The sequence below is a fragment of the Altererythrobacter aquiaggeris genome, assembly GCF_037154015.1.
Taxonomy (GTDB): domain Bacteria; phylum Pseudomonadota; class Alphaproteobacteria; order Sphingomonadales; family Sphingomonadaceae; genus Aestuarierythrobacter; species Aestuarierythrobacter aquiaggeris.
Map to the genome: position 1 here is coordinate 2,137,305 of NZ_JBANRL010000001.1, position 14,441 is coordinate 2,151,745.

At 60.1% G+C, this 14,441-nt stretch carries 12 protein-coding genes; 5 read left to right on the top strand and 7 right to left on the bottom strand.

Annotation, left to right across the window (positions count from 1 at the left end; genetic code table 11):
* Window positions 1-3 precede the first annotated feature (3 nt).
* Window positions 4-894, bottom strand: coding sequence for an ABC transporter permease (locus WFP06_RS10410; protein ID WP_336987100.1), 891 nt, complete (start codon window positions 892-894; stop codon window positions 4-6).
* Window positions 895-1,006: 112 nt separating this feature from the next.
* Between WFP06_RS10410 and WFP06_RS10415 the strand changes: the two genes are divergently transcribed.
* Together WFP06_RS10415 and WFP06_RS10420 are read left to right on the top strand one after the other, a co-directional pair.
* Window positions 1,007-1,705 carry a GcrA family cell cycle regulator gene (locus WFP06_RS10415; protein ID WP_336987101.1) on the top strand — a complete coding sequence of 233 codons (699 nt, stop codon included), beginning with the start codon at window positions 1,007-1,009 and terminating at the stop codon, window positions 1,703-1,705.
* Window positions 1,706-1,809: 104 nt separating this feature from the next.
* Window positions 1,810-2,334, top strand: coding sequence for a DUF1993 domain-containing protein (locus WFP06_RS10420; protein WP_336987102.1), 525 nt, complete (start codon window positions 1,810-1,812; stop codon window positions 2,332-2,334).
* On the opposite strand, the gene WFP06_RS10425 is transcribed toward WFP06_RS10420, so the two are convergent.
* The 6 genes from WFP06_RS10425 to WFP06_RS10450 form a co-directional block, all read right to left on the bottom strand.
* Complete coding sequence (locus WFP06_RS10425; protein ID WP_336987103.1) at window positions 2,331-3,011, bottom strand: spermidine synthase family protein; 681 nt, start codon at window positions 3,009-3,011, stop codon at window positions 2,331-2,333. The genes WFP06_RS10420 and WFP06_RS10425 overlap by 4 nt on opposite strands.
* 7 nt (window positions 3,012-3,018) lie before the next feature.
* Window positions 3,019-4,068, bottom strand: a complete 1,050-nt coding sequence (locus tag WFP06_RS10430; RefSeq protein ID WP_336987104.1) for a succinylglutamate desuccinylase/aspartoacylase family protein — start codon at window positions 4,066-4,068, stop codon at window positions 3,019-3,021.
* Window positions 4,069-4,219: 151 nt separating this feature from the next.
* On the bottom strand, window positions 4,220-6,559 hold the full coding sequence (pnp, locus tag WFP06_RS10435) for a polyribonucleotide nucleotidyltransferase (protein ID WP_336987105.1): 2,340 nt from the start codon (window positions 6,557-6,559) through the stop codon (window positions 4,220-4,222).
* A gap of 185 nt (window positions 6,560-6,744) precedes the next feature.
* Complete coding sequence (gene rpsO / locus WFP06_RS10440) at window positions 6,745-7,014, bottom strand: 30S ribosomal protein S15 (RefSeq protein WP_114521810.1); 270 nt, start codon at window positions 7,012-7,014, stop codon at window positions 6,745-6,747.
* 5 nt (window positions 7,015-7,019) lie between these two features.
* On the bottom strand, window positions 7,020-8,021 hold the full coding sequence (gene truB, locus WFP06_RS10445; RefSeq protein ID WP_336987106.1) for a tRNA pseudouridine(55) synthase TruB: 1,002 nt from the start codon (window positions 8,019-8,021) through the stop codon (window positions 7,020-7,022).
* Between the two features lie 42 nt (window positions 8,022-8,063).
* Window positions 8,064-9,518 carry an SLC5 family protein gene (locus WFP06_RS10450; protein ID WP_336987107.1) on the bottom strand — a complete coding sequence of 485 codons (1,455 nt, stop codon included), beginning with the start codon at window positions 9,516-9,518 and terminating at the stop codon, window positions 8,064-8,066.
* 173 nt (window positions 9,519-9,691) lie between these two features.
* Between WFP06_RS10450 and WFP06_RS10455 the strand changes: the two genes are divergently transcribed.
* From WFP06_RS10455 to WFP06_RS10465, 3 genes are read left to right on the top strand one after another with little or no spacing between them, the layout of a single operon-like run.
* Window positions 9,692-11,857 (top strand): alpha-galactosidase, encoded by a 2,166-nt coding sequence (locus WFP06_RS10455; protein WP_336987108.1) that lies wholly within the window; start codon window positions 9,692-9,694, stop codon window positions 11,855-11,857.
* A complete protein-coding gene (glpD, locus tag WFP06_RS10460) occupies window positions 11,850-13,361 on the top strand; it encodes a glycerol-3-phosphate dehydrogenase (RefSeq protein WP_336987109.1) in 1,512 nt (503 codons plus the stop codon). Before WFP06_RS10455 ends, glpD begins: the two co-directional genes overlap by 8 nt.
* Window positions 13,361-14,440 (top strand): galactose-1-phosphate uridylyltransferase, encoded by a 1,080-nt coding sequence (locus WFP06_RS10465; RefSeq protein ID WP_336987110.1) that lies wholly within the window; start codon window positions 13,361-13,363, stop codon window positions 14,438-14,440. Before glpD ends, WFP06_RS10465 begins: the two co-directional genes overlap by 1 nt.
* Window position 14,441 lies beyond the last annotated feature (1 nt).

Below are 14,441 nucleotides of genomic sequence, written 5' to 3' on the forward strand. Positions count from 1 at the left end.
AGGCTAGCTTTTCAGTTTCCAGCCGGATTTCAGCAATCGGTACGTTCCCAGCCCTAGCACGAGATTGAACAGCGCCAGCCCCAGCGCGGCGAACGCGACTGCTGCATTGGTGCTGCCGATATCGCTTTGCCCCAGAAAACCGAAGCGGAAGCCGGAAATTACATAGAAAAACGGATTCAGGCGGCTGATCATCTGGAATGCGGGGGCAAGATTGTCGATGATATAAAAAGTCCCCGACAACAGCGACAGTGGCGCGATCACGAAATTGCTGATCGCCGCATTGTGATCGAATTTTTCAGCCCACAGCGATGTCAGCAGCCCGAGCAGCGCGAGCATGATCGCACCATTGAGGCCAAACCAGACTATCGCCCAGGGATGTTCTGCCGACAGCGACACGCCCGGCCACAGCGACATCGCCAGCGCCACGGCCACACCCACTGCCAATGCGCGCGTAACGGCTGCGGCCACGATACCGACCATCAGTTCGCCTTCGGACAATGGCGGCATCAGATAATCGATAATCGTACCCTGTATTTTACCGACCAGCAGGCTGAAGCTGGAATTGGCAAAGGCGTTCTGCATCATCCCCATCACGATCAGGCCCGGCGCCACGAACGTCGCGAACGGCACGCCCAGCACTTCGCGCCCTTCGCGCCCCATCGCGACGGTAAAAATCACCAGAAACAGCAGGGTCGTGACGGCCGGCGCCCAGATTGTCTGCGTCTGGACCTTGAGAAACCGGCGACACTCCTTAATATAAAGGGTCCAAACCCCGAGGCGGTTTATACCGCGCAGCACGGGTTTCCCGCGTGGTGAGAAGCCCGACGTGTCATGGGCAGCGTTTTCGGCAATGGGAGCGTCTGCCTGTACCGTGTTCTGAGCTTGATCGACCATGCGACCGCGAGTAGGGCCATCAGCTTGTCCTGACAAGCAAGACGGACCGATTCTACCCCGCGATCGAGGGAATCTGGTGCGGGGCTGAGAAGTTGATAATTCTGGAGCGCAAATGAGCTGGACTGACGATCGCATCGCGACGCTGAAGAAAATGTGGGAAGGCGGCAGCACTGCCAGCCAGATCGCAGAAGAACTGGGCGGTGTTAGCCGTAACGCAGTCATCGGCAAGGCGCACCGTCTTGACCTGAAATCGCGCCCATCGCCCGTGAAGGCGAGCGAAAAGAAAAAGAAAGATGCGGCCAGGACGCCGCCGCCGAAGTCTGCCGCCAAGAAGGCTGCTCCCAAGGTGCATTCGCGGCCGGTCATCAAACCCAAGTCGAACCCGACCGCGGCAGAACGTGCAGCAGCGGCCAAACCGCCGCCGCCGCCGCCGGGCACGCCGATCCAGCCGGTTCCGAACCCGACCCAGAATTCACCCAAGATCGTGTCCGTTGGCCCTGGCGGCTTTTTGCGGCAGGGCCCGGGCGACCAGCAACCGCCGATCCCGCCCGCGCCGCCGCGGCGTCTGGTACCGGCCAAGCCCAGCCCCGATATTGCCGAAAAAACCAGCCTGCTGGAACTTAACGACCGCGTCTGCCGCTGGCCGATGGGGCATCCCGGCGAACCCGACTTCCATTTCTGCGGCGTGACCGTGAACCCCGGCTTCCCCTATTGCGTGGAACATTGCGGCCGGGCCTATCAGGCGCAATTGCCGCGCGGTCAGCGGCGGCCGCCGCCCCCGCTGCCCTTTGGCGGCCCGCGCGTGCGCTGAACCCGCCGATTTCCGATTATCAAGGAGCGCCGCACCCGAATGGGTCTGGCGCTCTTTTTTCTGGCGGCTAAGGTCCCGCCAAACCGAATCCGAAGGACAAACAGATGGCGCTGACACTTCACCAAGCCGTGATCCCGAGCTGGCTGCAGATTATCGATAGCGTGGATCGACTGATCGACCAGGCTTCGGCGTTCGCCGGTGACAACGGGCTGGACGAGAGCGAGATGGTGCAGGCCAGATTGATCGGCAACATGCTGCCCTTCGCCTATCAGGTAAAAAGCGTGTGGGGCCATTCCGGCTTTGCAATCGAGGCGGTTCGCGCCGGCGAATATCGCCCGGAGATGGAACCGCCCCCCGGTACATTTGCAGAGCTCAAGGCATTGCTGGATAAAGCGCGCGGGGTGCTGGGCAGCACATCGGTGGACGAGCTGGAGGATATCGCGGGCAATGACATGGTGTTCGCCTTCGGCGATACGTTCCGTCAGGAATACACGGTGCAGGATTTCCTGCTAAGTTTCAGCAATCCGAATTTCTTCTTCCACGCTGCAACCGCGTATGACATTCTGCGGATGAGGGGCGTCACACTGGGCAAACGCGACTTCCTTGGCGCGACGCGGGTCAAATCCTAACGCCGGCGCCGGGCGAACCAGATCCAGTGGCGCGGCCCCTTGTTATTGGGCCGTGCGCGGACTTCCACTTCCTCGACTTCGAAGCCGGCATTGCCAAGCCGCCGCACGAATTGAGGATCGGGCCCGGCTGACCAGATCGCCAGAATGCCGTCCGGATGCAGCGCATCGCGCGCCTTGCCCAGCCCGGTCTTGGAATAAATCCGGTTGTTATCACCGTGCACCAGTCCGTCGGGGCCATTGTCCACGTCGAGCAATATCGCCTCATATTGCGTGCCCAAGTCGGCGGCATCGCCGATCACTTCGGCCACATCGTCAAGTTCCAGCAGCACGCGCGGGTCGTCCAGACATCCGGCAGTAATTGCGGACATCGGCCCGCGCGCCCAGGTGATAATTTCGGGCACCAGTTCTGCCACTGTAACGCGCGCCTTGTCGCCCAGCCGTGCCAGGGCGGCGCGCAGGGTGAACCCCATTCCGTAGCCGCCGATCAGCACATTGGCATTGTCTGTCGTCAGCCGGTCCAGCGTCATCACCGCCAGTTGTTCTTCCGAATATTGCATCCGGGTGCTCATCAGCTCGTTACGGTCCAGCACGATGATGAAATCGCGCCCATGCGTGACCAGTTGCAGCTCCGCTCCGCCGGGCACCTGTACAGTATCGATAATCTCGCGTGTCAGCATCAGCCTCTCACATTATCTCGTCTTCGTCGAACAAGGGATCGTCAAATGCCGCCTCTTCGATCGCCGACAATCGCGCATCGGCCGTGCCGGGCACCGCAACCCGCGCAATATGCATCAGGGCGTCCCCCTGATTGACCACCGGCATCACGCTGCGTCCGATGATCAATCCGGTAAGCGGAGCCAGCACCGGCGTATCCTGATCGCCAAACGGATCGCTGACATAACCGATCTGTTCGTGTTCGGTTACCATATCGCCCGTCTTGCGGATCGCGCGAAAAATCCCGCCCTCTTCTGCGCGAACCCAGCGGCTGCCATCACTGCGGACAGGCAGGGCTGCCAGCGCGGTCTGTTTGCGGACACCCATTTCCAGGTGCGCCATCACCCGCAGAATGCCGCGCACCCCGATACGGATGGCAAATTCATCGAACCGCAGCGCTTCCCCCGATTCCATCAGCAGCATGGTGCAGCCATTTTCATCCGCCGTCTGGCGCAGTGACCCGGCGCGCAGTGGTGACTGGATGATCGCTGGCGCGCCAAACACATCGGCCAGCGCGGCTGCAGCTGCATTGCCCGGACTGAAGCGGATCTGCGGCAGGTTTTCACGGTTCAGCCCGGCAGAATGCAAATCGATCCCGTAATGGCAGCGCTTGATGATTTCTTCGGTAAATACATGCGCCAGCTGCGCGGCGAGCGAGCCTTTCGGCGAACCGGGGAACACGCGGTTCAGATCGCGCCCGTCGGGCAGATAACGGCTGTGCGAAGTAAAGCCATACGCATTGACCACCGGCACGCAAACCAGCGTCCCGCGCAGCCGTTTGACCGAAATGTTTTTCAGCAGGCGCCGGATCATTTCGACTCCGACAATCTCGTTGCCGTGCACAGCGGCGCTGACGAACAATGTCGGCCCGGGCTTTGGTCCGTGCAGGATCCGCACAGGCATGGTGATTTCGGTACGCGTCGACAGGCGGCTGATCGGCAGGTCGACCGTTTCGCTGGTGCCGGGCGCAATCCGGTGTCCGGCGATCTGGAAATGGGGAACTGGCGGAGCTTTGGTCACCGTTTTTACCTTGTACGTTATGGCCTGAAGGACTGCGCCCTGCGTCTGCACGTCCGCCTGTTAAAAGAAAAGGGGCCAAGCCGGACGCCCTGAAAGAAAAGGGGCCGCATCGCTGCGGCCCCTTCCCTGAATTCAGCTTGTCCTCAAAGACCTAGTCGTCTTTCAGGAAGGCCGGCATATGGTCGGGGTTTCCGCCTTCTTTGCCGCCCCGGTCGCCGCGATCCGCATTGGCATCACGGTTTCCGCCGCCACGCGGGGCCCGGCCACCATCACGGCCACCATCACGGCCGCCATCTCGGCCACCATCTCGGCCGCCACCGCGGCGCGGTCCGCGATCACCGCCGCCGCCGCCGCCGCCGCTACGAGGCTTGCTTTCGCGCGGAGGACGGGTGTCCTCCAGCTCTGCGCCGGTGTCCTGGTCAACCACCCGCATCGACAGGCGAACCTTGCCGCGCTGGTCGATCTCGAGAACCTTGACCTTCACTTCCTGACCTTCCGAAACAACGTCGGTCGGCTTTTCCACGCGCTCGTTCTTCATTTCGGACACGTGGACGAGACCGTCCTTGCCGCCCATGAAGTTCACGAAGGCACCGAAATCGACGATGTTGACGACCTTGCCGTCGTAGATCTTGCCGACTTCGGCTTCTTCCACGATGCCGGCAATCCATGCCCGCGCCGCTTCGATCTGGGCGGTGTCGGACGAACTGATCTTGATCAGACCTTCGTCGTCAATATCCACCTTGGCGCCGGTTTCAGCCACGATTTCGCGGATGACCTTGCCGCCGGTACCGATGATGTCACGGATTTTCGCCTTGTCGATCTGCATCGTTTCGATACGCGGTGCGTGGGCCGAAAGTTCGGTCCGTGCGCCGGTCAGCGCCTTGGCCATTTCGCCCAGGATGTGGGCACGTCCGGCCTTGGCCTGCGCCAATGCCTGGGTCATGATTTCCTGCGTGATGCCGGCAACCTTGATATCCATCTGCATGGTGGTGATACCCTGTTCGGTACCCGCCACCTTGAAGTCCATGTCGCCCAGATGATCTTCGTCACCCAGAATGTCGGACAATACTGTGAACTCGTCCCCTTCCAGAATCAGACCCATCGCGATACCCGAAACCGGGCGAACAACCGGAACACCGGCGTCCATCATCGACAGACAGCCGCCGCAAATCGTCGCCATGGATGACGAGCCGTTGCTTTCGGTAATGTCTGACAGGACGCGAATGGTGTAAGGGAAATCTTCCTTGGTCGGCAGCACCGCACGCAATGCGCGCCATGCCAGCTTGCCGTGGCCGATATCACGGCGGCTTGGTGCGCCGAAACGGCCCACTTCGCCCACCGAATAGGGCGGGAAGTTATAGTGCAGCATGAAGTTGGTGTATGTCAGGCCTTCCAGCCCGTCGATCATCTGCTCGCTATCCTTGGTGCCCAGCGTGGTGGTGCAGATCGCCTGCGTTTCGCCGCGGGTGAACAGCGAGGAGCCATGCGCGCGCGGCAGGAAGCCGACGATGGCTTCGATCTGGCGAACTTCGTCGGTCTTGCGTCCGTCGATCCGCGTGCCGTCCTTGAGGATGGCGCCGCGCACGATTTCGGCTTCGAGCTTCTTCACGGCCTTGCCCGCTGCCATCTGCGTCTGGCCGTCTTCACCGGCAAACGCTTCCTTGGCCTTGGCACGAACCGCGTTGAGCGCGTCGGAACGCTGCGATTTGTCGGTCAGCTTGTAAGCTGCAGCGATATCGCCGCCGACCACACCGGCCAGCTTGTCCTTGATTGCCGAATTGTCGGAAACCGCAACATCCCAGGGTTCCTTGGCAGCCTGTTCGGCCAGATCGATAATCGCATTCACGACTTTCTTGATCTCGTCATGCGCGAACATGACGCCGCCGAGCATGATTTCTTCGGACAGCTCTTTCGCTTCCGATTCCACCATCATCACGGCATTGCCTGTCGCGGCAACGATCAGATCGAGCGCGCCATCGGCAGCAACCGACTGCGCGGGGTTGAGCGTATATTCGCCGTCCTCGTAACCCACGCGGCAAGCGCCGATCGGGCCCATGAAAGGAACACCCGAAATGGTCAGCGCGGCGGATGCTGCGATCATCGCGAGAATATCGGGTTCGGTTTCACCGTCATAGGACAGGACCTGCGCGATAACGTTGATTTCGTTGTAGAAACCTTCTGGAAACAGCGGGCGCACCGGACGGTCGATCAGGCGGCTTGTCAGCGTTTCCTTTTCGGTCGCACCGCGCTCACGCTTGAAGAAGCCGCCGGGGATCCGGCCTGCTGCGGAGAATTTTTCCTGGTAGTGGACGGTCAGCGGGAAGAAATCCTGGCCTTCCTTCACACCCTTGGCGGCGGTCACGGCGCACAGCACCACGGTTTCGCCATAAGTGGCCAGCACGGCGCCGTCTGCTTGACGGGCGATGCGGCCGGTTTCGAGGGTGAGGGTCTTGCCGCCCCACTCAATCGATACGGTTTTTGTGTCGAACATGTATTTTCCTTATGAACCCGCGCGGCCTTATTGCGGCGCGGGGCCTACTTGTTTCCGGGAATGCCGGCCCGGACCGGTACGGGGCTATTTGCGCCCCTTGGGCAGCTTCGCCGAATGCGAAGGCAGCCCGTAATGCGAAAAGGCGGCCCGCCCGTTTTTCGGGAGAGCCGCCTTTTGCAAAATTCTTACTTGCGAAGACCCAGCTTCTTGATCAGATTGTTGTAGCGCTCGACATCCACCTTCTTGAGGTAAGCGAGCAAGCTGCGACGCTTGTTGACCATCATCAGCAGACCGCGGCGCGAATGGTTATCCTTGTGGTTCGCTTTGAAGTGGTCGGTCAGATTGCGGATACGTTCGGTAAGGATCGCGACCTGGACTTCCGGGGACCCGGTATCGCCTTCGGTCTGTGCGTTATCCTTGATAACTTCCTGTTTTTTTTCAGCGGTAATCGTCATTCATTTTACTCCGCGACATCGGGAAGGTTGAAGCCCCTGACAATCTTTGTCGAACCTTCGGAAAGTTCCACCAGAGCGACCGGCACAGTGCCGGCCCTCGCCCAGTAGAGCCCGTCAGCTTGGGGCTGCCCGGATAATACGCGGCCCTGTCGGATCGCCCCTGCCTCGTCCGGACTGAGATCGAGGGCCGGGATGTCGTCCAGCCCCGCCTCCATCGGCAGGATTATGTCTTCAAGTCGCGCGCCCTTACCCACCGTGTTCAATTTGTCCAGCGAAATCGCGCTGGTTTCAGTGAACGGACCTGCCTTTATCCGCCGCAAATAAGTCACATGGCCCAGCGTGCCGAGGCTGCGGGCAATATCACGCGCCAGAGACCTGATATAGGTACCCTTGCTGACATGTGCCACCAGCGTTACCGCATCGGCCAGTTCGAGCGGGGCAGCCGGATCATAGGGGTCGGGCCGTCCGCCAACTGTGTCGAATGTCGATTCGACATCGTCCATTCGTCCGGCGCCCGACGGAAATTCAAGCGAATGGATCTTAACGCTGCGCGGTTTCATCTCCACCTGCTCGCCCGCCCTCGCCCGGTCGTAGGCACGTTTTCCGTCAACCTTTAGTGCGGAATAGGCTGGCGGGATTTGTTCTATGTTGCCCGTAAAATGCTCCAGCACAGCCGCAACGGCCACAATCGGCGGCCTGCGGCCGGTTTGCGCGACTACTTCGCCTTCGCTGTCCAGCGTGGTGGTTTCGGCGCCGAACTGGATAGTGAATTCGTAGATTTTGCTGGCATCAAGCATTCGCCCGGCCAGTTTGGTCGCTTCACCCAGCGCGATCGGCAGGACCCCTTCGGCCAGCGGGTCCAGCGTACCACCGTGGCCCACCTTGACCTTCGGATAGCCGGCTTCGCGCAAGTTGCGTTTCACCGCGCCGACCGCCTGGGTCGAGCCCATCCCCACCGGCTTGTCGAGGATCAGCCAGCCGTGAGGCGCAAGTGGTTTTGCCGTCATGCTAGCGAACTAGGGACGGCTCACGTGTTTTGTAAGAGCAGATCAGGCTGACGCGGGCTGCGCGTTGCCCTTGCCAAAGGCAAGCTGGGCATTCTGGCCGAACACCAGCCGGTTCATCACCAGCGCGGTCAGAACCGAGACAATCAGCGTAAAGAACATCCCGTGGATGTAATGGGCCGGCTGCCACCACATGCTCCAGAAAGCATAAAAACCAACGCCGGTAATGACCCCGATCATTGCCGCGCCAGCTTTCACATTGCGGAACACGAGGCACACGATAAACGCCGAAAGTATCGGCATGGAAAGCAAGCCGTACAATTCTTGCACCGTGTTTATCAGGCTTTCCTGACTGGCAAAAAACGGCACTAGTCCAATCGCCAGCACCGACATGCCGATCGAGACAATCGCGCTCAGTTTTGCGACCGATTTGGGGCGATCGACATAGGCTTCGTGAATGTCGCAAACATACAGTGCGGCGGACGCGTTGAGGATCGAATTGAAGGTTGTCAGCACTGCCGCGGCAATTGCGGCTGCAAAGGCGCCCGAAAGCCACACAGGCAGGACATCGCCGACAATCCGGCCGTACGTCGCATCGCCGATATCACCGTAGAGCTTATACGCGACAATGCCCGGTATCACCACAATCGCGGGGACGATTATCAGACGTATGGCAGCAGCAGCCAGCACACCTTTCTGCGCTTCCCTGATGTTTGGTGCAGCCATGGCCCGCTGGGTAATCGTCTGGTTGGTTGACCAGTAAAATGTCTGGATGAAAAGCATACCGGTCAGCAGTGTATGCCACGGGATCGGGCTGTCGTTGTCACCGATCAGCGTCAGCCGTTCTGCCGGAATACCGGACAGATCAAAATCGATCGCCGTTAGCGCCAGATAAACCACCAGCAATGCCAGCCCCAGGATCAGCACACCGCTATAGGTATCCGATACTGCCACCGCCCGCAGCCCGCCGAAGATTGCGTAGGCTGCGCCGACTATGGCCAGCACGATGGCCGCGCCCATCAGATTGGTGATCCCGGTATCCATTCCCGTCATCGTGAGCAGAAACAGCGAACCTCCGTAAAGAATTGCGGGCAGGAATATGAAAAGATTACCAAACAGGAACAGCACCGAAATCAGCGCGCGAATGTGCTTGTCGCCGTATTTCTTCTGCAAGAGCTCGGTCGTGGTGGTGCATTCGTTACGATAATAAACCGGAAGAAACACGAAACACAGGATCATCAAACCTGCGACCGCAGCAAATTCCCACCATGCGAGCAGCGCCATCTGGTTGCCGTTCATGCCGATCAGCTGATCGGTCGACAGATTGGTCAGCGTGATCGACCCGGCCACGAAATACCAGCTCAGCCCGCCATTTGCGAGGAAGTAATCCTTTTCGTCCGCCGCCGCACCTTTGCTTTTGCCCCGGCAGTGCAAATAGGTTGCAAAGGCGATAAGCGCGGAAAGCCCGAAGAAAACCGCGATCTGGACGGGATTGTTCATTACTGGATGTCTCTCACCTGATTTGCAGCGCATAGTGCCGGATGACACCGGCTTGTCCAGCCGCGCTTGTGCATATCGTCAGATGTGCGATGCCGATATGCTATCTCTATCGTGCAAAATCAGCTTAAGTCGTTCTGCTTCTAAGGCACTTACAGGAACGCAGCGAGACAGCGATGACAGCCATTTCCGCATCGAACACTCCGGCGCAGACAGTCACGCTGTCGGCGGGCGGTACGATGCTGGTATTGGAAGCTGCCAAAGGCGAACGGCCACATCTGCTCTATGCCGGGCCCGACCTTGGCGAGTGCGGCGCAGGCACGCTTGCCGCGCTCCAGACGAGACAATCCGCTCCGGGTAGCTCGACAACATATCAGCGCGGATCAATTTCGAACGAATTGGGTGCGGGCATTTCTGGTCCGGCCGGACTTATTGTTCAGCGCGAGGGGCGCGACTGGGATACTGATATGCGTTGTGTATCGGTGGTGCAGCATTCGGCCTCCAGCGCAGATGTGCACTGCGAAGACAGCAGGACGGGTACAGCAACAACATACAGCTTCGTAATCGAACCGGCCTCCGGTGTGGTCACCGCAAGCACTACAATCCGCAATACGGGAGACACTGTGCTGACCGCCGACTGGGTAGCAGCGATGATTTTCCCGCTGGACGACAGGCTGCAGAATATTCGCGCGTTTGCCGGGCGCTGGGCGGGCGAGTTCCAGATCGAGGATATTCCGCCATTTCGCGGCAGTTATCTGCGCGAGAACAAAACCGGACGGACAGGCCATGACGCATTCCCCGGACTTTATCTCGGTACGGCGCAAACCAGCGAGCACAGCGGACTCGCCGCAGCTTTTCATCTGGCATGGAGCGGTAACAGCCGAACCCGGATAGACCGCCATTCCGACGGCCGCTGCATGGTTCAGCTGGGCGAATATCTGCTCCCCGGCGAAATAAGGTTGCAACCGGGCGAAACCTATCAGACGCCGCAACTCGTCGCGGGCTGGTCGGACCAGGGCTATTCGGGGGTCACCCGATCACTCCACAAATACGTCAACCATGCGGTGCTGGACGACCGGATCGAAAAACGTGCGCGCCCTGTCCATTTCAACACCTGGGAAGCAGTCTATTTCAAACTTTCGCAAGCCGAGCTGATCGGACTTGCAGAGCTTGCAGCAGAGGTCGGCGCCGAACGGTTTGTGCTCGACGATGGCTGGTTTGGTGGCCGCCGAAGCGATGCGGCCGGACTGGGCGACTGGTGGGTTTCGGCAGATGTTTTCCCCGCCGGTATGGCGCGGCTTGCCAGCAAGGTTCGCGAACTGGGGATGCAGTTCGGGATCTGGTTCGAACCCGAAATGGTCAACCCCGACAGTGACCTTTTTCGCGCCCACCCCGATTGGGTGCTGGGCAACAAGGGCGCACAGGACACCCCGTTCCGCAACCAGCTGACGCTCGATCTGACAAGCCCTGCAGTATCGGGCTATCTGTTCGATAAAATCTCCGCGGTCGTGTCAGAGTACCCGGTCGATTACATCAAATGGGATATGAACCGCGATACGGACAAACCGGCAAGCGGCGGCCGGGCGGTGATGTCGGCGCAGACCGGCGCGGTTTACAGCCTGATGGACCGGCTGCGCACTGCCCATCCCGCGCTTGAAATTGAAAGCTGCGCTTCTGGCGGCGGACGGGCCGACTACGGCATCTTGCAGCGAGCCGAACGGATCTGGACTTCGGACAATAACGACGCGCGGCAGCGGCTTGATATCCAGCGCGGCGCCGGCCATTTCTTCCCGCTGAAAATCACCGGGAGCCATGTCGGCCCCCGAAAATGCCATATCACCGGCCGCGTCTTCAGCATGGAATTCCGCGCAGCCACTGCTTTTTTCGGTCACATGGGCATCGAGGCTGACCTGCGCGATGAAACACGGCAGGACCGCGCGGTGCTCGCCAGTGCGATTGCACTGCACAAGCAGCACCGCGAACTGATCCACGGCGGAGAGCTTTTCAGGATCGACGGCCCGGCATATCTCAACCAGTTTGCAGTGGTCTCGCAAGACAAAACCAGCGCGCTTGTTTCGGTTTCACTTGTCGATATCGTGCCCGCTTCGCTGCCCCCGCGCGTCCATTTCGCCGGACTTGATCCTGACCGCACATATCGCACAAGCCTGATCTGGCCGCAGATCAATCCATCGCTGACCAGTCCGTCGGTCATCGACGCAGCGCGATTGATGGATGGCGGGATCGCATGTAGGGGCGCTGTACTGATGGAACATGGATTGCAATTGCCGCTGATGCACCCGGATACGGGCCTGATCTTCTATTGCGAGGCTGTGGGTGGCTGACATTCCCGCTTTTGACCTGCTGATTATCGGCGGCGGTATCAACGGCGCGGGCATTGCGCGCGATGCGGCAGGCCGCGGCGCAACCGTGCTATTGTGCGAGAAGGACGATCTGGCGGCGCACACATCGTCATCCAGTACCAAGTTGGTTCACGGGGGTTTGCGCTATCTCGAACATTACGAATTCCGCCTGGTGCGCGAAAGTCTGATCGAGCGTGAACGGCTGCTGGGAATGGCGCCGCACATCATCTGGCCGCTGCGCTTCGTATTGCCGCATGACAAGGGACTGCGACCGGCGTGGCTGCTTCGGCTGGGGCTGTTGATGTATGATCATCTGGGCGGCCGGAAGCTGCTGCCCGCGACCAAAACACTCGACCTGCGAAAGCAGCCGCATGCTTCGATACTTAAGGAGCGGCTGGTCAAGGGCTTCGAATATTCCGACTGCTGGGTGGAAGATGCGCGGCTGGTTGTGCTTAATGCAATGGATGCCGCCGCCAAAGGGGCGGAGGTCGCAGTGCGGACCGAATGCACTGCGCTAGAACGGCAGCGCGAAAGCTGGCTTGCGACCTTGCGCAGCGGCGATGGCACTGTCCGGCAAATCTCCGCGCGCGCGGTCGTCAATGCAGCGGGGCCGTGGGTGGACGGGGTGCTCGGGCGCGCCATTCCCGGAGACGCCCACCAGAACCTGCGCCTCGTCAAAGGCAGTCATCTGGTGTTCCCCAGGCTTTATGACGGGGACCATTGCTACATCTTCCAGAACCGCGACGACCGGATAGTTTTTGCAATCCCTTACGAACGTGAGTTTACTTTGGTCGGGACAACCGATGTCGCCTTCACCGGCGATGCGTCGAATATCGATATTTCGGCGGAGGAATCGGAGTATATCTGCGATGCGATCAACGAATATCTGAAAGTCGAAGTCGATCCCGCGGGCGCTGTCTGGAGCTATGCCGGGGTACGCCCGCTGTACGATGATCAATCACGCAGCAATTCCACCGTAACGCGCGATTATGTTTTCGAACTCGACAATGCGGACGGTGCGCCGCCGATCCTGTCGATTTTCGGCGGGAAGATTACGACCTACCGCAAGCTGGCCGAACACGCGCTGCACAAGCTCGCCAAGCTGGGGATGGTAAGCGGCGAGGCGTGGACAGCAGGCGCGGATTTGCCGGGCGGCGAAATGGACCCCGCAGATTACGCTGGCTTCGTCACCAAGATGGTCGCACAATATCCGTGGTTTCCCGCTGACGGTATACACCGCCTGTGCCGTGCCTATGGCACCCGTGTGAAAGATATTCTCGGCGAAGCCGGCACCCCGGCTGAGCTTGGCCTGCATTTCGGCGTCGATTTGTACGAAAGCGAAGTGCGGTATCTGTGCGAAACCGAATTCGCGTCAACGGCTGACGACATTTTGTGGCGCAGGAGCAAATTGGGTCTGCATTTGCCTGCCGATGCGAAAACCAGGCTGGCCCGGTGGTTCGCCGATGCGGAGGCTGTCACAGTCTGATGCGCGATATCATCACGCTTCCAAATCCGGCGGGCGGCGCGCCGGTTTACCGCCGCGACCACCGCAAGGCTGATGGCCGGATGCTCCATTTATACGGCCATAAAATTCCTGACGGAACCGCTTTGGCTGACGAAGCCGGTGATGTGGCGCTTGGCGGCGAACTGCGCCACCACCCCCTGCGCGGCGAATGGAACATTTACGCGGCGCACCGGCAAAACCGCACTTTCAAACCCTCTGCCGCGGCCGACCCGCTGGCACCTTCGCGCCAAGGCCGTGCTGCGACCGAAATCCCGTTCGAAGACTTCGAAATTGCGGTGTTTGACAACAAGTTTGCCGGCCTGCACCCATCGGCGCAGCAGCCCGAAATAATCGGCGGTGTTGATACGGCAAGTGCAACGGGCGCTTGCGAGGTGGTGGTCTATACGCCGGAAGGCAGCGGCAACCTTCACAGCATCGGTCAGGCTAGGCGCGAATTGCTCGTCGCAACATGGATAGACCGTTATGCCGCGCTGTTCGAAACGGGCTGCGAATATGTCCTGCCGTTCGAAAACCGGGGCGAGGAAGTGGGCGTAACCCTGCATCATCCGCATGGCCAGATCTACGCATTCGGCAAAGTGCCGCAGGTGCAGGCGCGCGCCGCAGAAGCATTTGGCGCCGGCTATGATCTGGCGGCGGAAGTCACGCGCTGCATGCCTGATTACGGTGTGGCCGAAAGTGGCGGTATGGCGGCGTTTTGTCCGCGCTTCGCCCGGTTTCCTTACGAGACATGGCTTGCCCCGTTTACCCGCCGCGAGGGGCCGTGGGATTGCACGACGGGAGAAATCCAGGGTTTTGCGCATTTGCTGGGCGATCTGACCCGGCGGTATGATGCATTTTTCGGGCGCGATACTGCCTATATGCTCGGACTCCATGCTGCCCCGCGCGGGGGTTCGGAAAATTTTCACTTCACCGCGCAATTCTATCCCCTGTTGCGCGGGCCGGACCGGGTGAAATATCTCGCTTCGGTGGAACAGCATACCGGTGTTTTCACAGTCGACGTCATGCCAGAACTTGCCGCCGCCGCATTGCGCGCTGTCTGAC